The 24623-nt window shown below is 66.3% G+C and carries 23 protein-coding genes and 1 pseudogene; 16 read left to right on the forward strand and 8 right to left on the reverse strand.

The features are described 5' to 3' along the window. Position 1: 1 nt before the first annotated feature. From lpxD to lpxB, 5 genes are read left to right on the forward strand one after another with little or no spacing between them, the layout of a single operon-like run. Positions 2 to 1075, forward strand: a complete 1074-nt coding sequence (lpxD, locus tag IEX88_RS23665) for a UDP-3-O-(3-hydroxymyristoyl)glucosamine N-acyltransferase (RefSeq protein ID WP_188854951.1) — start codon at positions 2 to 4, stop codon at positions 1073 to 1075. Beyond that, entirely contained in the window at positions 1050 to 1517 is a 468-nt protein-coding gene (gene fabZ / locus IEX88_RS23670) for a 3-hydroxyacyl-ACP dehydratase FabZ (protein WP_188854952.1), read from the forward strand. Before lpxD ends, fabZ begins: the two co-directional genes overlap by 26 nt. A 13-nt stretch (positions 1518 to 1530) precedes the next feature. Then, the gene (gene lpxA, locus IEX88_RS23675) at positions 1531 to 2328 is read left to right on the forward strand and encodes an acyl-ACP--UDP-N-acetylglucosamine O-acyltransferase (RefSeq protein WP_188854953.1); all 798 of its coding nucleotides are present in this window, start codon (positions 1531 to 1533) and stop codon (positions 2326 to 2328) included. A gap of 2 nt (positions 2329 to 2330) precedes the next feature. Beyond that, positions 2331 to 3230, forward strand: a complete 900-nt coding sequence (locus IEX88_RS23680; protein ID WP_244640459.1) for an LpxI family protein — start codon at positions 2331 to 2333, stop codon at positions 3228 to 3230. Next, positions 3227 to 4420, forward strand: coding sequence for a lipid-A-disaccharide synthase (gene lpxB, locus IEX88_RS23685; RefSeq protein WP_188854954.1), 1194 nt, complete (start codon positions 3227 to 3229; stop codon positions 4418 to 4420). Before IEX88_RS23680 ends, lpxB begins: the two co-directional genes overlap by 4 nt. 198 nt (positions 4421 to 4618) lie before the next feature. Here the strand turns inward: lpxB and glnA are convergent, their stop codons facing one another. Beyond that, complete coding sequence (gene glnA / locus IEX88_RS23690; RefSeq protein WP_188854955.1) at positions 4619 to 6028, reverse strand: type I glutamate--ammonia ligase; 1410 nt, start codon at positions 6026 to 6028, stop codon at positions 4619 to 4621. Positions 6029 to 6081: 53 nt separating this feature from the next. Then, a complete protein-coding gene (locus IEX88_RS23695; protein WP_188854956.1) occupies positions 6082 to 6420 on the reverse strand; it encodes a P-II family nitrogen regulator in 339 nt (112 codons plus the stop codon). A gap of 283 nt (positions 6421 to 6703) precedes the next feature. Between IEX88_RS23695 and IEX88_RS23700 the strand changes: the two genes are divergently transcribed. Then, the gene (locus tag IEX88_RS23700) at positions 6704 to 8212 is read left to right on the forward strand and encodes an NAD(P)H-hydrate dehydratase (RefSeq protein ID WP_244640460.1); all 1509 of its coding nucleotides are present in this window, start codon (positions 6704 to 6706) and stop codon (positions 8210 to 8212) included. Between the two features lie 84 nt (positions 8213 to 8296). On the opposite strand, the gene IEX88_RS23705 is transcribed toward IEX88_RS23700, so the two are convergent. After that, positions 8297 to 9127: a DUF72 domain-containing protein gene (locus IEX88_RS23705; protein ID WP_188854957.1), complete on the reverse strand. Its 831-nt coding sequence runs from the start codon at positions 9125 to 9127 to the stop codon at positions 8297 to 8299. Between the two features lie 54 nt (positions 9128 to 9181). Here IEX88_RS23705 and IEX88_RS23710 point away from each other — a divergent pair, with 54 nt between their 5' ends. Further along, positions 9182 to 9457: a type II toxin-antitoxin system Phd/YefM family antitoxin gene (locus tag IEX88_RS23710; protein WP_188854958.1), complete on the forward strand. Its 276-nt coding sequence runs from the start codon at positions 9182 to 9184 to the stop codon at positions 9455 to 9457. Then, a complete protein-coding gene (locus IEX88_RS23715) occupies positions 9454 to 9840 on the forward strand; it encodes a type II toxin-antitoxin system VapC family toxin (RefSeq protein WP_188854959.1) in 387 nt (128 codons plus the stop codon). Before IEX88_RS23710 ends, IEX88_RS23715 begins: the two co-directional genes overlap by 4 nt. A 3-nt stretch (positions 9841 to 9843) precedes the next feature. On the opposite strand, the gene uvrA is transcribed toward IEX88_RS23715, so the two are convergent. Then, positions 9844 to 12726 (reverse strand): excinuclease ABC subunit UvrA, encoded by a 2883-nt coding sequence (gene uvrA / locus IEX88_RS23720; RefSeq protein WP_188854960.1) that lies wholly within the window; start codon positions 12724 to 12726, stop codon positions 9844 to 9846. A gap of 287 nt (positions 12727 to 13013) precedes the next feature. Here uvrA and ssb point away from each other — a divergent pair, with 287 nt between their 5' ends. Continuing rightward, positions 13014 to 13547, forward strand: coding sequence for a single-stranded DNA-binding protein (gene ssb, locus IEX88_RS23725; protein WP_188854961.1), 534 nt, complete (start codon positions 13014 to 13016; stop codon positions 13545 to 13547). Positions 13548 to 13643: 96 nt separating this feature from the next. Further along, positions 13644 to 13982, forward strand: coding sequence for a hypothetical protein (locus tag IEX88_RS23730; RefSeq protein ID WP_188854962.1), 339 nt, complete (start codon positions 13644 to 13646; stop codon positions 13980 to 13982). Between the two features lie 79 nt (positions 13983 to 14061). Here IEX88_RS23730 and IEX88_RS23735 read toward each other — a convergent pair whose 3' ends face one another. The 3 genes and pseudogenes from IEX88_RS23735 to IEX88_RS23745 form a co-directional block, all read right to left on the reverse strand. Then, a complete protein-coding gene (locus IEX88_RS23735; RefSeq protein WP_188854963.1) occupies positions 14062 to 14739 on the reverse strand; it encodes a type 1 glutamine amidotransferase domain-containing protein in 678 nt (225 codons plus the stop codon). A gap of 84 nt (positions 14740 to 14823) precedes the next feature. After that, the gene (locus tag IEX88_RS23740; protein ID WP_188854964.1) at positions 14824 to 15795 is read right to left on the reverse strand and encodes a cation diffusion facilitator family transporter; all 972 of its coding nucleotides are present in this window, start codon (positions 15793 to 15795) and stop codon (positions 14824 to 14826) included. Then, positions 15792 to 16487, reverse strand: a pseudogene (locus IEX88_RS23745) (MarC family protein). Before IEX88_RS23745 ends, IEX88_RS23740 begins: the two are co-directional and overlap by 4 nt. 474 nt (positions 16488 to 16961) lie before the next feature. Here IEX88_RS23745 and gyrA point away from each other — a divergent pair. Further along, positions 16962 to 19736 carry a DNA gyrase subunit A gene (gyrA, locus tag IEX88_RS23750; RefSeq protein WP_244640467.1) on the forward strand — a complete coding sequence of 925 codons (2775 nt, stop codon included), beginning with the start codon at positions 16962 to 16964 and terminating at the stop codon, positions 19734 to 19736. 133 nt (positions 19737 to 19869) lie between these two features. Here gyrA and IEX88_RS27110 read toward each other — a convergent pair whose 3' ends face one another. Further along, a complete protein-coding gene (locus IEX88_RS27110; RefSeq protein WP_274604638.1) occupies positions 19870 to 19998 on the reverse strand; it encodes a hypothetical protein in 129 nt (42 codons plus the stop codon). A gap of 200 nt (positions 19999 to 20198) precedes the next feature. On the opposite strand from IEX88_RS27110, the gene coaD reads away from it, so the two are divergent. From coaD to tgt, 5 genes are all read left to right on the forward strand, one after another. Beyond that, positions 20199 to 20696: a pantetheine-phosphate adenylyltransferase gene (gene coaD, locus IEX88_RS23755; protein WP_188854966.1), complete on the forward strand. Its 498-nt coding sequence runs from the start codon at positions 20199 to 20201 to the stop codon at positions 20694 to 20696. A 62-nt stretch (positions 20697 to 20758) separates the two neighbouring features. Beyond that, complete coding sequence (locus IEX88_RS23760) at positions 20759 to 21304, forward strand: peptidylprolyl isomerase (RefSeq protein WP_188854967.1); 546 nt, start codon at positions 20759 to 20761, stop codon at positions 21302 to 21304. A gap of 139 nt (positions 21305 to 21443) precedes the next feature. Next, positions 21444 to 21914: a peptidylprolyl isomerase gene (locus IEX88_RS23765; RefSeq protein ID WP_188854968.1), complete on the forward strand. Its 471-nt coding sequence runs from the start codon at positions 21444 to 21446 to the stop codon at positions 21912 to 21914. Positions 21915 to 22167: 253 nt separating this feature from the next. After that, positions 22168 to 23235 carry a tRNA preQ1(34) S-adenosylmethionine ribosyltransferase-isomerase QueA gene (queA, locus tag IEX88_RS23770; protein WP_188854969.1) on the forward strand — a complete coding sequence of 356 codons (1068 nt, stop codon included), beginning with the start codon at positions 22168 to 22170 and terminating at the stop codon, positions 23233 to 23235. After that, on the forward strand, positions 23232 to 24362 hold the full coding sequence (gene tgt, locus IEX88_RS23775) for a tRNA guanosine(34) transglycosylase Tgt (protein ID WP_188854970.1): 1131 nt from the start codon (positions 23232 to 23234) through the stop codon (positions 24360 to 24362). The genes queA and tgt overlap by 4 nt, the downstream gene beginning before the upstream one ends. Positions 24363 to 24623 lie beyond the last annotated feature (261 nt).

Below are 24623 nucleotides of genomic sequence, written 5' to 3' on the forward strand. Positions count from 1 at the left end.
GATGACAGAGACGCGCTTCTATCCCAAGGGCGAGGGCATGACCCTCGCCGAGCTCGCGGCGCTTTGCGAGGGTGAGCTTCGCGACGGCGCGGACGCCGGCCATCGGGTCGATGGGCTCGCTGCCCTCGACGATGCCGGGCCGCGCGACATCGGATTTTTCGACAACAATCGCTATGCGGCCGTGTTGGCCGAGACCCGGGCAGGGGGCGTTCTCATTGCGCGCCGAAGCGTCCATCTGGTGCCGCCCGGCGTGGCCGCCCTCGTGGTTCGCGACCCGGGCCGGGCTTTCGCCCTCGCCGGTCGGGCCCTGTTTCCCGATGCGCTGCTGCCGACGGGACTCGAACTCGGCGGTATCTCCGATCGCGCCTTCGTCGATCCCTCGGCCGTGCTCGAAGAGGGCGTGATCGTCGAGCCGCAGGCCGTGATCGGCCCGCGCGCGGTGATCGGCCGAGGCACGCATGTCGGGGCCGGGGCGGTGATCGGGCCGGGATGTCAGATCGGCCGCGACTGTCGCATCGGCTGGCATGCCAGCATCCAGCACGCGCTGATCGGCGACCGCGTCATCCTGCATCCGGGCGTCCGTCTCGGCCAGGATGGCTTCGGCTATTCAGCCGGCCGCGACGGCATCCTGAAAATGGTCCAGATCGGTCGGGTGATCATCCAGGACGGCGTCGAGATCGGCGCCAACACGACGATCGACCGGGGCGCCATTCGCGACACGGTGATCGGCGAGAATACCAAGATCGACAACCAGGTTCAGATCGGCCACAACGTGCGCGTGGGCCGCAACTGCATGATCGTCGCGCAAGTGGCTCTGGCCGGCAGCGTGACGCTCGGCGACGGGGTCGCGATCGGCGGGCAGTCTGCCGTCAACAACCATGTGACGGTGGGCGACGGCGCGCAGATCGCGGCGATCAGCAGCGTCGCGGGCGATGTGCCTGCCGGGGCGCGCTGGGGCGGCGTTCCGGCCAAGCCGGTGCGCGACTGGTTTCGCGAGGTAACCTGGGTCAGTGAAATGGCGAAACAGCGCCGAGTTCCGGAGGTCAGGCATGGACGAGACGACAACGACGCTTGAGAGCGTCGATATCCTCCAGATTCTCGAGCTGCTGCCGCACCGCTATCCGTTCCTGATGGTCGACCGGATCGTCGGCATCGATGCGGATCGCAGGGCTATCGGCATCAAGAACGTGACGATCAACGAGCCGCATTTCCTCGGGCATTTTCCCGGTGCGCCGGTCATGCCGGGCGTCCTGATCATCGAGGGCATGGCCCAGACCGCCGGGGCGATCTGCACCATGGCGATGGGAAAGGGCACGCCGCAGCTGGTCTATTTCATGACCATCGACAATGCGAAGTTCCGCCGTCCCGTGGTGCCGGGCGACCGGCTCGAATATCACGTCGAGCAGACCAAGAAGCGCGGCAATATCTGGAAATTCGACTGCGTCGCCAAGGTGGATGGGGTCAAGGTCGCCGAAGCGAGCGTCAGCGCCATGCTGGTCCCGCGCGACGCCGGCTGACAGAGGCGCTCTCATGCGGATTCATCCTTCCACGATCGTCGAGGACGGCGCCGTCATCGGCGAGGGCGCCGAGATCGGACCCTTCTGCCATATCGGTCCGCGGGCGACGCTGGGCGCCGGGGCGAAGCTCGTCTCGCACGTCGTCATCGCCGGCAATACGACCATCGGGGCGAACGCCCACATCTATCCCTTCGCCTCGCTTGGCCATGCGCCGCAGCACCTGAAGTACCGCGGCGAGGATACGCGGCTCGTCATCGGTGACAATTGCCTGGTGCGCGAGAGCGTGACGATGAATCCCGGCACTGTCCAGGGCCGATCGGAGACGACGGTCGGCGACGACTGCTCCTTCTTCACCGGCGCGCACGTCGCCCATGACTGCCATCTTGGCTCGCATGTGACGCTGATCAACAACGTCATGCTGGCCGGCCACTGTGTCGTCGGCGACTATGCCACGATCGCCGGCGGCTCGGGCATCCACCAGTTCACCCGCATCGGCCACCACGCCTATATCGGCGGCCTTGCCGCGGTCGAGGGCGATGTCATTCCCTTCGGCATGGTGCTCGGCAACCGCGCCTATCTCTCCGGGCTCAATGTCATCGGCATGAAGCGGGCTGGCTTCAACCGCGAGGCCGTCCGCAATGTCCGCAAGGCCTACCGGATGCTGTTCTCCGACGACCTGACCTTCCGCGAGAACATGGACGAGGTGCAGAGCGAATATCCCGACGATGCGCTCGTCCAGGATCTTCTCGGCTTCATCCGCGCCGGCGGCGACCGGGCGATCTGCTTCCCGCGGCACAGCCGCCCGGCGTGACGGTGGCGCCGGCGGTCCCGGACGCGATCGTCGCGCCGCGCCATCCCGGAGAGCCGCTCGGCATCGTCGCCGGTGGCGGCGACCTGCCGCGCCTCGTCGCAGCGCAGGCCCGCCTGCATGGTTGGGAGCCCCGCATTCTGGCCGTCGGCGACGGCATTGGCGCGGCCTGGCTGCCTGACGACGCCTGGCCGATGGCCTGGGGCCGTCTCGGCAATGCCTTCGCCCACTTGAAGGACAGGGGTGTGCAGCGACTCGTCCTGTGCGGTACGGTCTCGGTGCGCCCCGATTTCCGCGCGATCCTTCCCAGCCTGAAGACGCTCGCCATGCTGCCGCAGATCTTTCGCGTCATCCGCGGCGGTGACGACAACCTGCTGCGCGCGGCCGCCCGAGCCTTCGAGCAACGCGGTTTCGAACTCGTCGCGGTGCAGGAGATCCTGCCGGAACTCCTGATGCTGCCCGGAGCGGTCGGCGGCGCGCTGCCGAGTGTGGCGGACAGGGCTGCCCTGCGGCGCGGCTTCGAGGCGGCGGGCGTTCTCGGCGCCCTCGATGTCGGGCAGGCGGTCGTCGCGTCGAAGGACCGGGTGATCGCGCTGGAGGGAATCGAAGGAACGCGCGAAATGCTGCAGCGGGTGGCCGACCTCCGGCGGCGCGGCCGGATCGGGCCCACCGAGCGGTGCGTGCTGGTGAAGGGGGTGAAGCCGGGCCAGGATCTGCGTTTCGACCTCCCAAGCATCGGCGTCGCCACAATCGAAGAGGCGGCCGAGGCCGGGCTCGTCGGCATCGGCCTCAGCGCCGGTCATGCTCTGGTCATAGGCATCGACGACGTCATGGCGGCGGCGCGGGCGAAGGGGATTTTCCTCTGGGGCTGGACGCGATCCTGCGCCGAGGAGGGGTCGGCATGAAGATCGCCTTCGTCGTCGGCGAAAACTCCAGCGACCGTCTGGGCGCCGCTTTGATCCGCGGCCTCCGGAACCAGCATCCGGGGACCGTGGAGGTGACGGGTCTCGGCGGCGATGCCATGGCGGCCGAGGGGCTCGTCAGCCTGTTCGACATCGACGAATTGTCGATCGTCGGGGTCGGCGCGATCCTGGCGCGGCTGCCGCAGCTGATCGGCCGGATCGGCCAGACGGTGCGTCACATCCTGGCCGAGGAACCGGATGCGCTGGTCGTGATCGATTCCTATGCCTTTTCGCACCGGGTCGCGCGGCGCGTGCGCAAGGCACGGCCGGAACTGCCGATCATCAATTACGTGCCGCCGGCGGTCTGGGCCTACCACCCCGAACGCTCGACGACGATGGCGGGCTATATCGATCGGGCGATCTGCGTTTTCCCGTTCGAGCCCAGCTTCCACGCGCGCTATGGCGGGCCGCCCGCAACCTATGTCGGCCATCCCCTGATGCACGAACCGCACCTCGCGGCCATCATGACACGGCTCGACGCGGCACCGGCGCTGTCCCGGCCGAAATCGCCGCCGACTCTGCTGATCCTGCCGGGATCGCGGCGGGGCGAGGTCAACCGGCTCAGCCGCGATTTCGGCAAGACGCTCGAGCTCCTGAACGCGCGCATGCCGGGGGTTCGGGCCTTGCTGCCGGCGGTGCCGCGGTTGCGCGGCCTGATCGAGGAAAAGACCGCCGCCTGGGCCGTCAAGCCGGAGATCGTCACGGGCGAGGCGGAAAAGTGGGCGGCCTTCGCCGCGGCCGACGCGGCGCTCGCCGCCTCCGGCACCGTGGCGCTGGAACTGGCGCTGGCGGGTGTTCCGATGGCGCTGTGCTACCGCCTCGATCCCATCGGCTACGTCCTGCGTCACCTCATCACCGGCTGGACCGCGGCGCTGCCGAACTACATCACCGACCATCCGCTGGTGCCCGAGCACTTTCACGAATTCATCCGGCCGGAAGCGCTGGCCCGACGGCTGCAGCGGCTCTTGACCGATACGCCCGAGCGCCTTGCGCAGGTCGAGGGGTTTCGCGAGATCCGGCAGAAGATGGCGATCTCGGCCGACCCCGGGGACGCGGCTGCGGCGATCGTGCTGGCCGAGATCCGCGCCCGCTCGATGGTCCTTCCGCCCTTTCCCGATCCCCTGTCGGACTGACGGTCACCGGGTCTACCGGCTAAAGCTAGGGCGGGCATCGCGCCTGCCGGTATCCTTGCGGCATACGTGTCCTGTGCTCAGCCGGGACGCCCGACGATGCGGCGCGACTGTCCAGGACCTCACGACTTCTCCGCCGACTGCCGACACAAAAAAAAGCCCCCGCCGAAGCGGAGGCTCTCTCGTCGCGCGGGCCGAAGCCTAGAGCGAGTAGTACATGTCGAACTCGACCGGGTGCGGCGTCATTTCGAAGCGCAGCACTTCGGCCATCTTCAGCTCGATGAAGGAGTCGATCTGGTCGTCGTCGAACACGCCGCCGGCCTTCAGGTAGTCGCGGTCGGCATCGAGGCTTTCCATCGCTTCGCGCAAGGAACGGCAGACCGTCGGGATCTGCTTCAGCTCTTCCGGCGGCAGGTCGTAGAGATCCTTGTCCATGGCTTCGCCCGGGTGGATCTTGTTCTTGATACCGTCGAGGCCGGCCATCAGCATGGCCGAGAAGGCGAGGTAGGGGTTCGCCATCGGATCGGGGAAACGGACCTCGACGCGCTTGGCCTTCGGCGACTGGCCGAAGGGGATGCGGCACGAGGCCGAACGGTTGCGGGCGGAATAGGCCAGCAGGACCGGCGCCTCGTAGCCCGGCACCAGCCGCTTGAAAGAGTTGGTCGACGGGTTGGTGAAGGCGTTCAGCGACTTGGCGTGCTTGATGATGCCGCCGATGTAGAACAGCGCCGATTCCGACAGGCCGGCATATTCATTGCCGGCGAAGGCGGGCTTGCCGCCCTTCCAGATCGACTGGTGCACATGCATGCCCGAGCCGTTGTCGCCGAAGATCGGCTTCGGCATAAAGGTCGCGGTCTTGCCGTAGGCATTGGCGACCTGGTGCGTCACGTATTTGAAGATCTGCATGTTGTCGGCGTTCTTCACCAGGGTGTCGAACTTGATGCCGAGCTCGTGCTGGGCGGCCGCCACTTCGTGGTGGTGCTTCTCGACCTTGACGCCCATCTCGGCCATCACGGTCAGCATTTCCGAGCGGATGTCCTGGCAGGAATCGATCGGCGGCACGGGGAAGTAGCCGCCCTTGACGCGCGGCCGGTGGCCGAGATTGCCGGTCTCGTACTCCGCGTCGTCGTTCGACGGCAGTTCGGTCGAGTCGAGCTTGAAGCCGGTGTTGTAGGGGTCGGCCTTGTAGCGCACGTCGTCGAAGATGAAGAACTCGGCCTCGGGGCCGAAATAGGCGGCGTCACCGACGCCCGACTGCTTCAGATAGGCCTCGGCCTTCTTGGCGGTGCCGCGTGGATCGCGGTTGTAGGACTCGCCCGAGATCGGGTCGAGGATGTCGCAGAGGAGGACCATGGTCGACTGCGCGAAGAACGGGTCCATGTGCGCCGTCTCGGGATCGGGCATCAGCACCATGTCGGACTCGTTGATCGCCTTCCAGCCGGCGATCGACGAGCCGTCGAACATCGAGCCTTCGGAGAACATGTCCTCGTCGACGATGGTCTGGTCCATCGTGACGTGCTGCATCTTGCCCTTGGGATCGGTGAAGCGCAGGTCGACGAACTTGACGTCGTTGTCTTTGATCTGCTTCAGAATGTCATTGGCCGTCGTCATGAAGCGGTCCTTCCCTGTTTATTGAACGGGTGTCTGGAGAAACTTTGGTGCCGTCAGATCGCGTCGTTGCCGGCTTCGCCGGTGCGAATGCGGATGGCTTCCTCGATGTTCGACACGAAGATCTTGCCATCGCCGATCCGGCCGGTCTGGGCGGCCTTGCGGATCGCCTCGACGGCAGCCGGCACGGCCTCGTCGGTGAGGACGATCTCGACCTTCACCTTGGGCAGAAAATCGACGACGTATTCGGCGCCGCGATAGAGCTCGGTATGGCCCTTCTGGCGGCCAAAACCCTTGGCCTCGGTGACGGTGATGCCCTGCAGGCCGACTTCCTGCAGAGCCTCCTTCACCTCGTCGAGCTTGAAAGGCTTGATGATCGCCTCAACCTTCTTCATCGAATGTCCTTCTCGACGTTGTCCCGTCGCGGGCCGAAGCCCGGCGAGCGCTCGGATGCAGGTGCCATGCCAAGCCAATACAGCGATCCGCAACGGGCGTTCGATATCCGTGTGGCACAAACAAGCGATATGCTTTTACGGGGATTCGAGCAACCAATGTGCAGCCACAACTCGCCGTGCGGAGGGGGCTCAGCGGAAAAACAGCCCAGTTTGGCCTGTAAACGGGCAGGCTTGCCACTTTGGCTGGTATTGCCGGCAGAAGATCGGGCAGCGGGGTCATGAAATGAGCATCGAGCAAGACGGGGGTGTCTCCCTTCTGGATCCGCGGGAGATGGGCGAAGCCGACAGGCTGACCATCGCGGGCGGCCTGGCGGGGGTCGTCCTGATGGACAATGCCGGTCGGGCCGTCGCGGACGCGCTGCGCAGAAGCTTTCCCGCGGCGCGGCGCATCGCCGTCCTTGCCGGGCCCGGCAACAACGGCGGTGACGGCTACGTCGTGGGTCGCTTGTTGCGCGAGGCGGGACTGACGGTAGCACTGTTCTCTACGGGAGATCCCGCGTCGCTGAAGGGCGATGCGGCGAGGGCTGCCGCCCGCTATCCCGGACCCGTCGAAGCGCTCGACGCCATCGTGCCGGGCGAGGCCGATGTCGTCGTCGACGCCCTCTTCGGCGCCGGGCTCGACCGGCCCGTTTCCGAGCCGATCGCCGCGGTCATGCGCGCGACGAAGGCCGCCGGCGTGCCGGTGGTGGCGGTCGACCTGCCGAGCGGCGTCTCCGGCGCTTCCGGCGCCGTCCTCGGCGAAGCTTTCTCGGCGGCGCTGACGGTGACCTTCTTCCGCCGCAAGCCCGGCCATCTGCTGCAGCCCGGCCGCGGCCGCTGCGGCCGCGTGGTCGTTGCCGACATCGGCATCGCCGACGATGTGCTCGACACCATCCGGCCGAAAACCTTCGCCAACGAGCCGGAGCTGTGGGCCGAGGCGCGTCCCGACCCCTCGACCGACGGCCACAAATACGACCGCGGCCACGCCGTGGTGTTCTCCGGCGGCGCCACGACGTCCGGGGCGGCGCGCCTCGCGGCGATGGCGGCGCTGCGCGCCGGGGCAGGGCTCGTCACCGTCTTCGCCCCGCCCTCGGCGCTGATGGTCAACGCCGCGCATCTGACGGCGATCATGCTGAAACGCTGCTCCGACGCCAGCGCTTTGCAGGCGGCGCTCGAGGACGCCCGGCTTTCCGCCTTCGTGCTGGGGCCGGGCTTCGGCCTCGGCGAGCCGGCCCGCGACTATGCGCTCGCCGTCCTCTCCGCCCGGCGCGCGCTCGTGCTCGACGCCGACGGCATCACCGCCTTCGCCGAAGCGCCGGAAACGCTGTTCGCGGCGATCCGGGCGGCGGGGAGCCCTGTCGTGCTGACGCCTCATCAGGGCGAGTTTGCGCGGCTGTTCCCCGACATCGCTGCGGAAGGCAACTCGTCCAAGCTGGAAAAAGCCCGGCAAGCGGCGGAGCGCGCGGGCTGCGTCGTCGTCCTTAAAGGCGCCGACACAGTGATTGCGGCACCGGACGGACGGGCGGCCATCAACGCCACCGGCACGCCCTACCTCGCCACCGCCGGCAGTGGCGACGTGTTGTCCGGCGTCATCGCCGGCCTTCTGGCCCAGAAGACGCCGGCCTTCGAAGCGGCCGCGGCAGGCGTCTGGATGCACGGACGGGCGGCCGAACTCTTTGGCCCCGGCCTCATCGCCGAGGACCTGCCGGGACTGCTGCCGAAAGTGCTAGCAGAACTATCGGGAGCGACGTGACGGGCACCAACCTGACGGATACCGCATACCTTCGTCCTGGGTGGCGGATGCCGGTTTGCGTCAGCCGGGTGCCCGCCGCGGCGCTCAGGCCGTGACGGTCGGCCGTGCCTTCTCGGGGACGCGCTCCATCAGCGCCATGGCGCCTTGCGGAGCGCGGACCTTGCCCTCGTGGATGACGTAGACAAACACGTCGCGCGGCTTCTTCGCCGGCTTGTCCTCGGGGGCCGCGAGCGGCAGGTCGCCCGGCACACCGCCCTTGGCCCAGAGCGCGGCGCGCGCCGCCCATTCGTCCAGCTGCTCGGGCGCATAGGCGGTCGGGATATCGTCCTCGCCCTGCTGCAGCCGGGCATAGACGAAGTCGGCGGTGACGTCGGCAATCTCGGGATAGGTGGCATGGTGCGCATAGACGATGGCGACGCCGTGCCGGCGGGCGAGGGCGACGAAGGCCGGGTCCGTAAAACTGTCGTGCCGCACCTCGATCGCGTGCCGGAGCGGCAGGCCCTCGGCCTTCTCTGGCAGCAGCGCCAGGAAGGCGCCAAAATCCTCTGGCTCGAATTTCTTGGTGTTGGCGAACTGCCAGAGGATGGGGCCGAGGCTGTCGCCGAGTTCGGTGATGCCGGACTGGATGAACCGCTCGACCGACTCTCCGGCTTCGCCGAGGATCTTGCGGTTGGTGGCAAAGCGCGCGGCCTTCAGCGAGAACACGAAGCCCTCGGGCACCTCGTTCTTCCACTTGGCGAAGGTCGCCGGCGTCTGCGTGCGATAGTAGGTGCCGTTGACCTCAATCGTCGGCAGCTGCCGCGCGGCATAGCCGAGCTCGTCGGCATGCTTCAGCTTCTCCGGAAAGAAGGTCCCGCGCCAGGGCTCGAAGGTCCAGCCGCCGATGCCGGCGCGAATGATGCCGGTGGATGTCATACAGGCACTCCCGTCGCGATTGCCGTCCGTTTGCCCCAGCGCTAACATAGCGCCATGGCCGTGTTCAGTGTCCAGACGGCGAAGGCCGACCTCGACCAGCTCATCGCCCGCGCGGAAGCCGGCGAGGAGATTGTCATCTTGCGCGCCGACAGGCCCGCCGTGCGGCTGACACCGGTCGCGAATACGGACCATCCGAAATTGCCCCGGCAGCCCGGTCGGCTGGCGCATTTGCGTGGCACGATACCTGACTCATTCTTCGATCCTCTTTCGGAGGAGGAGTTGAAGCTGTGGGAGGATGGACCAATCTTCCCGCCGGACAAGGACGATTGAGCTACCTTCTCGATACGCACACGCTGGTCTGGTGGCTTCTCAACGAAAACAAGTTCTCTGTCAGGGCTCGGAATGCGATCGCTTCATCGACTGGACCAATCTTCGTCAGTGCCGTTTCGGCCTTCGAGATCGCTACCAAAGTGCGGCTGGGCAAGTTCGAGGCCGCTCGCGAAATCGACGCCGACTTCGTCGGCCTGGTCAGAGCCGACGGGTTCATGCTGCTCGATGTCCATACCCGACACGCGCTGGCCGCGGGTCGGCTTGTGCTCGCTCACCGCGATCCCTTCGACCGTCTCCTCGCCGCGCAGGCGATGGCCGAAAACCTGACCCTCGTCACGCGCGACCCGGCCTTCTCCTCCTTCGACGTCCCAACCCTCTGGTAGTGCCTACTCCGCCGCCTGCCGCTTCGCCGGCGGCCGCCGCTCCAACAGTTCCTTCAGGAACTTGCCGGTCCAGGACCGCTCGACCTTCACCACCTGTTCCGGCGTGCCAACCGCCACGATCTCGCCTCCGCCGTCGCCGCCCTCGGGGCCGATGTCGACGACCCAGTCGGCGGTCTTGATCACTTCGAGATTGTGCTCGATGACGACGACGCTGTTGCCCTGGTCGACGAGCTCGTGCAGCACTTCCAGCAGCTTGGCGACGTCGTGGAAGTGCAGGCCCGTCGTCGGCTCGTCGAGGATGTAGAGCGTCTTGCCGGTCGCCTTGCGCGACAGTTCCTTGGCGAGCTTCACGCGCTGCGCCTCGCCGCCCGACAGCGTCGTCGCCTGCTGGCCGACCTTGATGTAGCCGAGTCCGACCTCCAGCAGCGAGCGCAGCTTATCACGCACCACCGGCACGGCGGCGAAAAACTCGACGCCTTCCTCCACCGTCATGTCGAGGACGTCGGCGATCGACTTCTCCTTGAAGGTGACGTCGAGCGTTTCGCGGTTGTAGCGCTTGCCGTGGCAGACGTCGCAGGTGACGTAGACGTCGGGCAGGAAGTGCATCTCGATCTTGATGACGCCGTCGCCCTGGCAGGCCTCGCAGCGGCCACCCTTGACGTTGAACGAGAAGCGGCCGGGCATGTAGCCGCGCGCCTTGGATTCCGGCAGGCCGGCGAACCAGTCGCGGATCGGCGTGAAGGCGCCGGTGTAGGTCGCCGGGTTCGAGCGTGGCGTCCGGCCGATCGGCGACTGGTCGATGTCGATGACCTTGTCGAGCAGCTCCAGGCCCTCGATGCGCTCGTGCGGCGCGGGCACGTCGCGGGCATTGCCGATGCGCCGTGCGGCGGCCTTGAACAGCGTCTCGATCAGGAAGGTCGACTTGCCGCCGCCGGAGACGCCGGTGACGGCGGTGAAGAGGCCGAGGGGGATTTCCGCGGTGACGTTCTTCAGATTGTTGCCGCTGGCGCCGACAACCTTCAGCCGCTTGCCCTTGACCGGCTTGCGGCGCTTCTCCGGCACGGCGACGCCGAGCGCGCCGGACAGGTACTGGCCGGTGATCGAGCGCGGATTGGCCTTCACCTCGTCGGGCGTGCCTTCGGCGATGATCTCGCCGCCATGGATGCCGGCGGCCGGGCCCATGTCGACGACATAGTCCGCCTGCAGGATCGCGTCCTCGTCATGCTCGACGACGATCACCGTGTTGCCGATGTCGCGCAGGTGCTTCAGCGTGACCAGCAACCGCGCATTGTCGCGCTGGTGCAGGCCGATCGACGGCTCGTCCAGCACATAGAGGACGCCCGTCAGGCCGGAGCCGATCTGCGATGCTAGGCGGATGCGCTGGCTCTCGCCGCCGGACAGGGTGCCGGACGAGCGCGAGAGCGTGAGATAGTCGAGGCCGACATCGTTGAGAAAGCGCAGCCGGTCGCGGATTTCCTTGAGGATGCGGACGGCGATCTCATTCTGCTTGTCGTTCAGCTGTTCCGGCAGGGCCTCGAACCATTCGAGCGCCCGGCGGATCGACAGCTCGGTGACCTGGCCGACATGGCAGCCGGCGATCTTCACCGCCAGCGCCTCGGGCTTCAGCCGGTAGCCCTTGCAGGCCGGGCAGGGCGTCGCCGACATGAAGCGCTCGATCTCCTCGCGCATCCAGGCGGAATCGGTCTCCTTCCAGCGCCGCTCGAGATTGGGGATGACGCCCTCGAAGGTCTTGGTCGTCTTGTAGGCCCGCATCCCGTCATTGTAACGGAACTCGATCTTGTTCGTGCCGGTGCCGTGCAGAACGGCGTACTGGGCATCGAAGGACAGGCTCTCCCAGCGGTCGGTCTGCTTGAAGCCGAATTCGCGCCCCAGCGCCTCCAGCGTCTGGCCGTAATAGGGGGAGGTCGACTTTGCCCAGGGCGCGACGGCGCCCTGCTTCAAGGTCATCGCCTCGTCCGGCACGATCAGTTTTGGGTCGATCGACTGCTGCGCGCCGAGGCCGTCGCATTTCGGGCAGGCGCCGAACGGGTTGTTGAAGGAAAAGAGCCGCGGCTCGATCTCCGGAATGGTAAAGCCGGAGACGGGGCAGGCGAACTTTTCCGAAAACATCAGCTGCTTCGGCTTGCCGTTCTCGTCCACGCCCTCAGCGAACTCCGCCACCGCGATACCGTCGGCCAGCCGCAGCGCCGTCTCCAGCGAATCCGCCAGGCGCGCGCCGATGTCGCCGCGAACGACGATGCGGTCGACCACGACGTCGATGTCGTGCTTGAACTTCTTGTCGAGCTCGGGCGCGTCGGCGATGTCGTGGAATTCGCCATTGATCCGAACGCGCTGGAAGCCTTTCTTCTGAAGTTCGATGAGGTCTTTCTTGAACTCGCCCTTGCGGCCCCGGACGATCGGCGCCAGCAGATAGAGCCTTGTGCCTTCCTCCTGCGCCAGCACGCGGTCGACCATCTGGCTGACCGTCTGGCTCTCGATCGGCAGGCCCGTCGCCGGCGAATAGGGTACGCCGACACGGGCATAGAGCAGGCGGAGATAGTCGTAGATCTCGGTGACGGTGCCGACGGTCGAGCGCGGGTTCTTCGACGTCGTCTTCTGCTCGATCGAGATGGCCGGCGACAGGCCGTCGATCTGGTCGACGTCCGGCTTCTGCATCATTTCGAGGAACTGCCGCGCATAGGCCGAGAGGCTCTCGACATAGCGCCTTTGCCCTTCGGCATAGATCGTGTCGAAGGCCAGCGACGACTTGCCGGAGCCGGACAGGCCGGTCATCACGATGAGCTTGTCGCGGGGAATGTCGATGTCGACATTCTTGAGATTGTGCTCGCGCGCGCCGCGAATGGAGATCGTCTTCAGTTCGGGCATTGTTCGTCGCTTGATCGTGAGGGATTGCGTTCCTACCGCGCTGCGGCACGCAGGCCTCTAGATAAAAATTCGCGCGGGGATGTCGAGGTGCGCCGGGTCGGAATCGTTTGGCAGCCTGCCATCCGGTTGACTTCTGAGGAACATAATACGAACATTTGCGTAAGGGAATGCCCCATCCCGGCCGCGCCTGTGGAAACCGCGTCGTCAGGCAGGCGGGGCGGCGGCGCGTGCTTTATGGTGCGCCGGGAAAGCCGCGGATGCGGCAAGGCAAGAGAAGGAAAGACATCATGGCAGGCAGCGTCAACAAGGTGATCCTCGTCGGCAATCTCGGCGCTGACCCGGAAGTGCGGCGTCTGAACTCGGGCGACGCCGTCGTCAACATGCGCATCGCCACGTCTGAATCCTGGCGCGACAAATCCTCGGGCGAGCGCAAGGAAAAGACGGAATGGCACAACGTCGTGATCTTCAACGAAAATCTGGTGAAGGTCGCGGAGCAGTATCTGAAGAAGGGCTCGACGGTGTACATCGAGGGCCAGCTGCAGACGCGGTCCTGGGAGGACCAGTCCGGGCAGAAGAAGTTCACGACCGAAGTCGTCCTGCAGCGTTTCCGCGGCGAGTTGCAGATGCTCGGCGGACGCGGCGACAGCTCTGGTGGCGGCGATAGCGATCGGGGCGGCTCGAGCGGCGGTCGTGGCGGCGGCGGCGGCGGCGGATACGACCGCGGCTCGAGCGACGACCGCGGCGGCGGCGGTGGTGGCGGCTACGATCGTGGCGGCGGCGGCGGCTCGTCGCGGGATCTCGACGACGAAATTCCCTTTTGACTCCGGGCGCCAGCGTCTCGTCCTCGCGACGCTGGCCCTCTATGCTCAGAGAGCGCGAACGATTCCGTCTCGCCCTCTCTGAAAGGATCAAACCGCATGTCGCGTCTTTTTTCGTCGACCAGCCTTCTGGTCGCCGTTGCGGCACTCTCGATCGCCGCCGGTCCGGCGCTTGCCTTGGACCGGACCGTCACGGTCACTAATAATTCCAGCACGCCCATGATCGAATTCTATGCCTCGAACCAGGGCACGAGCGAGTGGGAAGAGGACATCCTCGGCGTCGATATCCTCGATGTCGGCCAGGCCGTCGACGTCACCGTCGATGACGGCAGCGGCTACTGCAAGTTCGACTTCAAGGCGACGTTCAGCGATGGCGCCTCGGCGATCAAGGAAGGCGTCAACGTCTGCGAGATCTCGGATTTCAGTTTCACCGACTGAACCGTCGGAAGTCAGAGACTTGAGGCCGGCTGCCCGGTGATCGACAGCGATCACCGGGCTTTTTTGTGGGGCCGCGGTCCTAGCGAAGGGCTTTCAGCAGTTCCTCTGCCGCAGGTCCCGATGAGGCCGGGTTCTGGCCGGTGATGAGCAGGCCGTCGGTGAGGACGTGCACGCCCCAATCATCGGTCTTGGAATAGTTTCCGCCGCGTTCCTTCAGCATGTCCTCGACGAGGAAGGGCACGATATCGGTTAGCCCGACGGCCGCCTCTTCGCTGTTGGCAAAGCCCGTCACCTTCTTGCCGCTGACCAGGGGCGTTCCGTCCGCCTTGGTGACGTCGCGCAGGATACCGGGGGCGTGGCAGACCAAAGCGACCGGCTTACCCGCGGCGATCGCGGACTCGATGATCGTCCGCGATGTCGCGCTGTTCGCCAGATCCCAGAGCGGTCCGTGGCCGCCGGGATAGAAGACGGCATCGAACGCTTGCACGTCGACGTCGCCCAACTTGTGGGTCGCGGCGAGCTGCGCTTGAGCGTCGGCGTCGGCGTCGAACCGTTTGGTAGCGTCGGTCAGGGCGCTTTCGTCGGCACTGTTCGGATCAAGCGGCGGCTGTCCGCCAAGGGGCGACGCCAGGGTGATCTCGGCGCCAGCATCCTTCAGCACGTAGTAGGGGGCAGCGAGCTCCTCGAGCCAGAAGCCGGTCTTCTTGCCGGTGTCGCCCAGTTTGTCGTGCGAGGTCAGGATCATTAGAATTTTCATGTCGGACGCCTTTCGTCTTTGAGGTCGGCCGCAGATGGGGCCGGGGTTGCGGGATTGCGACCCTGGCGCCTTCCGGAACCGGACTCAGGCGATGACATCCTCGTCGGCGAGCGCTCGCCGGTGGGCATCTTTCGACTGCACCTCGATGTAGAGGCGCCGGACAATCGGGTAGGCGTGCTTCACGCGTTGCTCGATATCGCTGACCGCGGCCTCGATGTCCTGCGAGGGAATATCGTCCTCGAAGTCGCAGCTCATGGTGAGAAGCACGTCGCGCGGGCCGAGATGCAGGGTGCGGATCTCGTTGACCGAGGCGATCTCGGGGCGTTGCGAGACGCGTTCGCGGATGGTTTCGACCATGGCCGGGGAGGCGGCCTCGCCGATCAGGAGGCCCTTGGTCTCGACGACGAGCAAGACTGCGGTGACGGCCAGCACCACGCCGATGGCGATCGAGCCGATGGCGTCGAATTCCGCGATGCCGGTGATCCAGGCGAGCGCGATGCCGGCGGCGGCGATTACGATGCCGATGCAGGCGGCGCTGTCTTCGAACAGCACGACGAAGATCGTCGGGTCCTTCATCGCGCGCACGTCCGCCAGCAGGCCGTTGCCGGAGGCGGCATCGCGCAGGGCATTGAATTCGCCATAGGCGACCGACAGCGAATAGCCCTCCATGGCCAGGGACGCGGCGAGGACCGCCAGCGCGACAATCGGCGCCTCCACGGCGTGGCTCGGCTCCATCAGCCGCAGGACGCCCTCGTAGATGGAAAAGCCGGCCCCGAGGGCGAAGATCAGGATGGCGACGATGAAGGACCAGAAATAGATCTCGACGCCGTAGCCGAAAGGATGCTCCGCATCCGCCGGCTTGCTGGCCCGTTTGATGCCGAGAAGCAGGAAGCCCTGGTTGGCGGTGTCGACCAGGGAATGAATGCCTTCCGCCAGCATGCTCGACGAGCCGGTGTAGAAGGCCGCGCCGAACTTCGTCACGGCGATGCCGAGATTGGCGGCGAGGGCGGCGATGACGGTCTTGTTGCCGCCGTCCTGGGAGCGCTGTGCGGTCATGTCGGCCTGTCCGTCTGGAGCGCCCCGGTGTCCGGGGCGGAGGAGGAAACGGCCGGGGCGTGGGTGGTGCGCGTCAGCTGCGCCACGCCGTCGGCGACGAACTGGACGGCCAAGGCCGCCAGCAGCACGCCGAGCAGGCGCGAAATGATGGCGCGGCCGGTTCGTCCGAGGAACCGATCGACGCGGTGCGCCAACGCCAGAATGCCCAAATTGATCCCCAATGCGGCAAAGATGACGAGGACGAGGCCGGCCTGACCCGTCATCGTCGGCAGCGAGCCGGACAGCAGAATGGTCGCCGAGATCGCGCCGGGGCCGGCGATCAGCGGAATGGCAAGGGGAAAGGCGGCGACATCGTCCTCCCCGTCGTCACGGTCCTCGACTGCGATGACGGCGGTGCGCTCATGGCGTTCCTTGCGCTACTCGAAGACAAGCTCGAAGCCGATCCAGAACAGGAACAGGCCGCCCGCGACGCGGAAGGCGCCGAGCGTGATGCCGAGGCCATCGAGGATGGCGAGACCGAAGAGGCCGAAGACGAGGAGGATGGCGCCGGCGATGAGGCTCGCCTTCAGGGCGATCCGACGCCGCTGCCGGGGCGAGGCTCCGGGCGTCAGCGTCAGGAACAGCGGCAGGAGGCCGAGGGGATCGAGGATGACGAAGAGCGTCACGAAACCGTTGATGAGAAGCTCGATCATCGTGACGCCCCGCTTGTGTTCCCCGCCGCTGTAACAGGATCGACCTTTCCCGCTCAATGGCGCGGTGCGAGGCAAAGCCGGCGTTTGCCGCCCGCTTTGCCGTCGAGCTCGCGCCGATGGATGGCGCCTCCCCAGCAGGGCCCGCTTAGCGCCGGCCACGCAACCGTACGCCGGATGATCGGGAAAGTCCGGCCAAGGCCCGGAGCGGCCGATTCGAGGGGCGAAACGGCCGAAAACGGCAGTGCTCGCGAAGCGGGCCTGTCGTTTTCTTTGACGCCTATCGTAAGCTGTTGATTTCGATCGTGAAATTGAGCGTTTTTCGATGGCCCTCGATTTGCCCAAAGGGGGCGCGAAGGGCTATATACAGCATCACTTCCGACCACCATTCAGGACAGCAGCTTGGCAGACGACGAGATCGACATCATCCCTCCGGAGCGCCCGCGCGGCATCGATACCATCTCCATCGTCGAGGAAATGCAGCGGTCCTATCTCGACTACGCGATGAGCGTGATCGTCAGCCGCGCGCTCCCCGACGTGCGCGACGGCCTGAAGCCGGTGCATCGGCGCGTGCTCTATGCCATGCACGAGATGGGCCTGGTCTGGAACCGGCCCTTCCGCAAATCCGCCGGCGTCGTCGGCGAGGTCATGGGCAAGTTCCATCCGCACGGCGATCTGTCGATCTATGACGCCCTAGTGCGCATGGCGCAGCCTTGGTCGCTGCGCGCGCCGCTGATCAATGGGCAGGGCAATTTCGGCTCGATCGACGGCGATCCGCCGGCGGCCATGCGTTACACCGAAGCGCGGCTGCAAAAAGTGTCGGACTCGCTGCTTGCCGACATCGACAAGGAAACCGTTAACTTCCAGGAGAACTACGACGGGCGCGAGATGGAGCCGGTCGTTCTGCCGGCCCGCTTCCCGAATCTTCTGGCCAACGGCTCCGGCGGCATCGCCGTCGGCATGGCGACGAACATCCCGCCGCACAATCTTGGCGAGATCATCGACGGCACGATCGCGATGATCGACAATCCAGCGATCACGCTGGACGAGCTGATGGAATACATTCCCGGCCCCGACTTCCCGACCGGCGCGCTGGTGCTCGGCAAGGCCGGCATCTATTCCGCCTACGCCACCGGCCGCGGCTCGATCCTGATGCGCGGCAAGGTGCATATCGAGCAGATCCGCGGCGAACGCGAGGCGATCATCGTCACCGAGGTTCCCTACCAGGTGAACAAGGCCTCGATGATCGAGAAGATGGCCGAGCTGGTGCGCGACAAGCGCATCGAGGGCATTTCCGACATCCGCGACGAGAGCGACCGCGAAGGCTACCGCGTCGTCGTCGAGTTGAAGCGCGACGCCACCACCGACGTCATCCTCAACCAGCTCTATCGCTTCACGCCTTTGCAGACCTCGTTCGGCGCCAACATGGTGGCGCTGAACGGCGGCAAGCCCGAGCAGATGCTGCTCGTCGACATGCTGCAGGCCTTCATCGCCTTCCGCGAGGAAGTCATCAACCGCCGCACGCGCTTCCTCCTGCGCAAGGCGCGCGAGCGGGCGCACGTCTTGGTGGGCCTCGCCATCGCCGTCGCCAATATCGACGAGATCATCAAGCTGATCCGTCAGGCGCCCGATCCGCAGACGGCGCGCGAGCAGCTGATGGAGCGGCACTGGGAGGCCAAGGACGTCGCGCCGCTGATCCGGCTCATCGACGATCCACGCCACCGCATTTCCGAAGAGGGCACCTACCGCCTGTCGGAGATCCAGGCGCGCGCCATCCTCGATCTGCGCCTGCAGCGCCTGACGGCGCTGGGCCGCGACGAAATCGCCGACGAGCTGAACAAGATCGGCGAGGAGATCAAGGAATACCTCGACATCCTGTCGTCGCGCACCCGCATCCGCGAAATCATCAAGGACGAGCTGCGCGAAGTGCGCGACGAGTTCGCCACGCCGCGCCGCACCGAGCTCACCGAGGGCGCGGCCGACATGGACGACGAGGACCTGATCCCTCGCGAGGACATGGTCGTCACCGTCAGCCATGGCGGCTACATCAAGCGCGTGCCACTCGCCACCTACCGGGCGCAGCGCCGCGGCGGCAAGGGCCGTTCGGGCATGACGCTGAAGGGCGAGGAGGATTCGGTCACCCGCCTGTTCGTCGCCAACACGCACACGCCGATCCTGTTCTTCTCCTCGCGCGGCATCGTCTACAAGGAAAAGGTCTGGCGCCTGCCGCTGGCGACGCCCCAGTCCAAGGGCAAGGCGCTGATCAATCTCCTGCCGCTGGAGAAGGAAGAGCGGATCACCTCGATCATGCCGCTGCCGAACGACGAGGCGCAGGCGGCCGAGCTGAACGTCGTCTTCGCCACCACGCGCGGCACCGTCCGGCGCAACAAGCTGTCGGACTTCACGCAGGTGAACCGCAACGGCAAGATCGCCATGAAGCTCGACGACGCCGGTGACGAGATCCTCGCCGTCGCGACCTGCTCGGAAGACGACGACATCCTGCTGACGGCGAATTCCGGCCTGTGCATCCGCTTCCCCGTCACCGATGTGCGCGTCTTCGCCGGCCGCAACTCGGTCGGCGTGCGCGGCATGGCGCTGCCGAACGGCGACAAGCTCATCTCGATGGCGATCCTGCGCCATGTGGATGCCACGCCGGCGGAGCGCACGACCTATCTGAAGATGCGCAGGGCCGTCGAAGGCGAAGCCGCGGCGATCGAAGGCGCCGAAGAGGAGATCGTCGAGGAGACGGCGGAGGAAGTCTCGCTGACGCCCGAGCGTTACGGCTTCCTCAGCGCCAACGAGGAGTTCGTGCTGACGCTGAGCGAGTTCGGCTACGGCAAGCGCTCGTCCTCCTACGACTTCCGCACCATCGGCCGCGGCGGCAAGGGCATCCGCGCCACCGACACGTCGCGGGCGGCCGAGATCGGACCGCTGATCGCGGGCTTCCCGGTCGAGACCGGCGACCAGATCCTGCTGGTCACCGATCGCGGCCAGCTCATCCGCGTGCCGGTCGAGGGCATCCGCGTCGCCGGCCGCGCCACCAAGGGCGTGACGATCTTCAAGACGGCGGAGGGCGAACGGGTCGTCTCGGTCGAGCGCATCCCGGATCAGGGCCCCGAGGACGTCGAAGGCGCGATCGACGCCGAGGGATCGGCTCCTGCCGTCGAGGACCCGAGCGAGACGCCGACCGACGAGAACCCGAGCGGGACTCAGACCGACGAGGACCCGAGCGGGACGCCGAGCGACGAATGAGGCGCAGCGATGAAGGCGGCGAGGATGGTGGCGCGCCTTCGTCGCTCCATCCCGGCTACAGCTGAGGCCCTTCAGCAAGAAAGCCGCCCCAAGGGGCGGCTTTCGGTGTGGAGTGAACGGAGGGCAGGTGCGGTCAGTTGATGGGGCGATGACGGTGAAGCATGACCTTGGCCCTCGATTTCTCGGCCTCGCTGTGAAGCGCGATGGCGGTGGCGGAGACCAGGCCGGCAGCCATGGCGAGGGAAAGGGCGAAAATCAGCATTCATCTTCTCCGCGGGTTGAGGGGCCGACGAAGCTTCGGAGGCGCTCTTCCCTCGGGCAGGTTCGTGCCGAACGCCTGCCGGGAAATCGCTCTCTTGCGCTTCGCTTTCCACCGCCCACAGTTACGCTTCCAGCTCTTGCTCCTTGGTTTCCTAACATGCTGAACGAGATGACAATCCAAACCCGGGGGAGGCCGTCCCGATGACTTCCCGCATAGCCCTCTATCCCGGCTCGTTCGATCCGCTGACACACGGCCATCTCGATGTCCTCGCCCAGGCGATGAGGCTGTTCGACAGGGTGATCCTGGCGATCGGCGTCCATCCCGGCAAGGCGCCGATGTTCAGCTTCGAGGAGAGGGCAGCCCTCATCCGCGAGGTCGTCGCGGACCTCGGAAGCGGTACAGCGGCGGCCGTGGAGGTCGTCTCATTCGACGGACTGGTGATCGAGGCCGCGGCGCAGCAGGGGGCGGTGGCGCTGGTGCGCGGCGTGCGCGACGGGTCGGATCTCGACTATGAAATGCAGATGGCCGGCATGAACGGCCGGATGGCGCCGGAAATCGTCACCCTGTTTCTGCCGGCAAGCCCGGAATTCAGGCCCATTACCGCCACATTGGTCCGCCAGATCGCAGCCATGGGCGGCGATGTCGCCCCCTTCGTTCCCGCGGTCGTCGCGCGCGCCCTCAAGGCGAAATTCGCGTGACGCCGTTTCCGTCAGCCGCCTGTCGACCAGGCCGGTCCAGACCCTAATTGAGGAAGCCGACCATGAAGCGTTTTGCCAATTTCGGGCTCGCCGCCGCGATCACCCTCGCCACGATCACCGGCCCCGTCATGGCCGCCAATGCCGCCGAGACGCTCGTCATCACCACCAAGGACGGCGAGATCGACATCGCGCTGCGCCCGGACCTCGCGCCGAACCACGTCAAGCAGATCGAGGCGCTGGCCGAGAAGGGCTTCTACGACGGCATCGTCTTCCACCGCGTCATCGACGGCTTCATGGCGCAGACCGGCGATCCGACCGGTACGGGCGCCGGCGGCTCCGACCTGCCCGACCTCAAGGCCGAATTCTCCCAGGAGAATTTCAGCCGCGGCACCGTCGGCATGGCCCGGTCGCAGGATCCCAATTCGGCCAATTCGCAGTTCTTCATCATGCTCGCCGACGGCGATTTCCTGAACGGCCAGTACACGGTCGTCGGCAAGGTGACGAAGGGCATGGACGTCGTCGACAAGATCAAGAAGGGCGACCCGGCCGACAACGGCTCGGTCTCGGCCCCCGACAAGATGCTGACGGTCAAGGTCGCCGACAAGTAGGCGCGCAGGGCGTCCGTCGCCGGCTTGGGCTTGTTTCCCGGCCGGTGATCGTCCATGTGCAAGCCATCGCAAGGGGGCCTCGGTTTCGTCCGAGGCCCCTTCACTTTCGTCAACTGAACACATCATGGAAGGAGACACCGTGGCCTACGAGAATCCCGAAGACACGCTCGTCCTCGAAACCACAAAGGGCAAGGTCGTCATCAAGCTGCGGCCCGACCTCGCGCCGGGCCATGTCGCCCGTTACAAGGAACTGGCCCGCGAGAAGTTCTACGACGGCGTCGTTTTCCACCGCGTCATCGACGGCTTCATGGCGCAGACGGGCGATCCGACCGGCACCGGCTCGGGCGGCTCCGACAAGCCCGACCTCAAGGCCGAGTTCTCGGCCGAGCCGCACAAGCGCGGCACGGTTTCGGCGGCCCGCACCGGCAACCCGAATTCGGCCAACTCCCAGTTCTTCATCTGCTTCGAACGCGCCCCCTGGCTCGACAAGCAGTATTCGGTCTGGGGCGAAGTCATCGAGGGCATGGACGTCATCGACCAGATCAAGAAGGGCGAGCCCGTTCGCGACCCCGACTCGATCACCACCATGCGCGTTGCCGCTGATCTGTAAGGTCTGCTGAGCCTTCGGAGGCCTCTTGCCTTTCTAGCTCGTCATCCTCGGGGCCTTGGCCCCGGGGATCCATGCCGAGACGGCAACGAGGCAATCCGGCACCGAAGCAGTGCGACACCTTTGCGGCATGGATCCCCGGCCTTCGGCCGAGGATGACGATCGGTAGGGGGCGCTTAGGTTTTTCGCCACATGTGCATTCGGTTTTCATCCGCTCGGCTGCAAGGCCGGGCGGATTTCCATTGAAGAGGGCGCGATGCGCGTCGACGAATTCGACTTCGATCTGCCGGAGGATCTGATTGCCCTGCGTCCGGCGCTGCCGCGCAGCGCGGCGAAGCTTCTGCACGTCGGTCCGGACGGCGGTCTCGCCGACAGGACGATCGCTGACCTTCCTGGCCTGCTCAGGCGCGGCGACGTCCTCGTCTTCAACGACACGCGCGTGATTCCGGCCCGTCTCTTCGGCCTGCGCCACCGCGGCGACACGGTGGCGCGCGTGGAGGCGACGCTGCACATGCGCGTCGCACCCGAGCGCTGGCAGGCCTTTCTGAAGCCGGGGAAGCGCGTGCGCGTCGGCGAGACGCTTGAGTTCGGCGAGACGCCCGGCGCGCTGTCGGCGCTGGTCGCGGAAAAGAACGAGGGCGGCGAGGCGCTGCTGGTCTTCGACCGCAGCGGCCCCGATCTCGACGCCGCGCTGGCCGTCAGCGGTATCCTGCCGCTGCCGCCCTACATCGCCTCCAAGCGCCCTGTCGACGCGCAGGACACCGCCGACTACCAGACGATCTACGCCCGCGAGAACGGGGCCGTGGCCGCGCCGACAGCCGGATTGCACTTCACAGACGATCTCATCCAACGCCTGGAAGCTGCTGGCGTAGAACGCGAATTCCTGACGCTGCACGTCGGGGCAGGGACGTTTCTGCCGGTCAAGGCCGAGACCACCGAGGCGCACAAGATGCATGCCGAGATCGGCCGCATCGATCAGGCCACCGCCGATCGCCTGAACGCCGTACGCGACGGCGGCGGGCGGCTCGTCGCCGTCGGCACGACCTCGCTGCGGCTCCTCGAAAGCGCCGCCGATGAGGCCGGCCGGATCCAGCCCTTCGATGCGCCGACCTCGATCTTCATCACGCCGGGCTACCGTTTTCGCGCCGTCGACGTGCTGATGACGAATTTCCATCTGCCGCGTTCGACGCTGTTCATGCTCGTCTCGGCCTTCTCCGGCCTCGAGACGATGCGCGCCGCCTATGCGCATGCGGTCGCCGAGCACTACCGCTTCTATTCCTATGGCGATGCCTGCCTGCTTGAACCCGCGGAGAGAATGCGTTGAGCGAGTCCTTCGAGTTCAAGCTGCTGGCCACCGACGGCCTCGCCCGCCGCGGCGAGATTTCCATGCCGCGCGGCACCATCCGCACGCCCGCCTTCATGCCCGTCGGCACCGGCGGCACGGTCAAGGCGATGTATCTCGATCAGGTCCGCGACAGCGGTGCCGACATCATCCTCGGCAATGTCTACCACCTGATGCTGCGGCCCGGCGCCGAGCGCGTGGCGCGTCTCGGCGGCCTGCACGAGTTCGCGCGCTGGCCGCACCCGATCCTCACCGATTCCGGCGGCTTCCAGGTGATGTCGCTGGCGAATCTCAGGAAGCTCGACGAGACCGGGGTGACCTTCCGCTCGCATATCGACGGCTCGGCGCATGCGCTGACGCCGGAGCGCTCGATCGAGATCCAGGGCCTTCTCGACTCGGACATCCAGATGCAGCTCGACGAATGCGTGCGGCTGCCGGCCGAGCGGGCCGAGATCGAGCGGGCGATGGAAATGTCGCTGCGCTGGGCCGAGCGCTCGGCGAAAGCTTTCGGCACGCAGAAGGGCAAGGCGATGTTCGGCATCGTCCAGGGCGGCGACGTGCCGGACCTTCGCCTGCGCTCGGCGCAACGCCTCGCCGCCATGGACCTCAAGGGCTACGCCATGGGGGGCCTCGCCGTCGGCGAACCGCAGGCGGTGATGCTGAAGACGCTGGATGAGACGCTGCCGGCGCTGCCGACCGAGAAGCCGCGCTATCTCATGGGCGTCGGCACGCCGGACGACATCGTCCAGTCGGTCGCCCGCGGCATCGACATGTTCGACTGCGTGATGCCGACGCGGGCAGGGCGTCACGGCCTCGCCTTTACCCGCTTCGGCAAGGTGAACCTCAAGAACGCCCGCCATGCCGACGACCATCGGCCGCTCGACGAGGCGTCGGACTGCTCGGCGACGCGCGACTATTCCAGGGCCTATCTCAACCACCTCGTGCGCTCCGACGAACTTCTCGGCGCCATGCTGCTGACCTGGAACAACCTCGCTTACTATCAGACCCTGATGGCCGGCATGCGCGCCGCGATCAGCGCCGGCACCTTCGAGGCGCATGTCGCCGAAGTGCGCGAGGGCTGGGCGCGCGGGGATCTCGCCGCGCTTTGACGGAATGCCGGCTCTCGCCGCCGGGTCCGTAGTGTGTAGACATCCATAACGCGACCTTGGCCGGCGGCAAGGGTGCAGGTCATCATGCGAGAGGGTGATGGCGAAGTGCGAGGCGGACGCTGCTTCTTCTCCCCTGCGGGGAGAAGGTCGCGGCATGTGTCCTGCCCTGATAGAGTGGTGACATTTCAGCCCGGATGGATGGGTGACACTTTGTTGGCTGGGAGGACCGGTCGATGGGGTGGCGCGAGAGCAATGCGATGG

It is taken from the genome of Aureimonas glaciei (genome assembly GCF_014643375.1).
Taxonomy (GTDB): domain Bacteria; phylum Pseudomonadota; class Alphaproteobacteria; order Rhizobiales; family Rhizobiaceae; genus Plantimonas; species Plantimonas glaciei.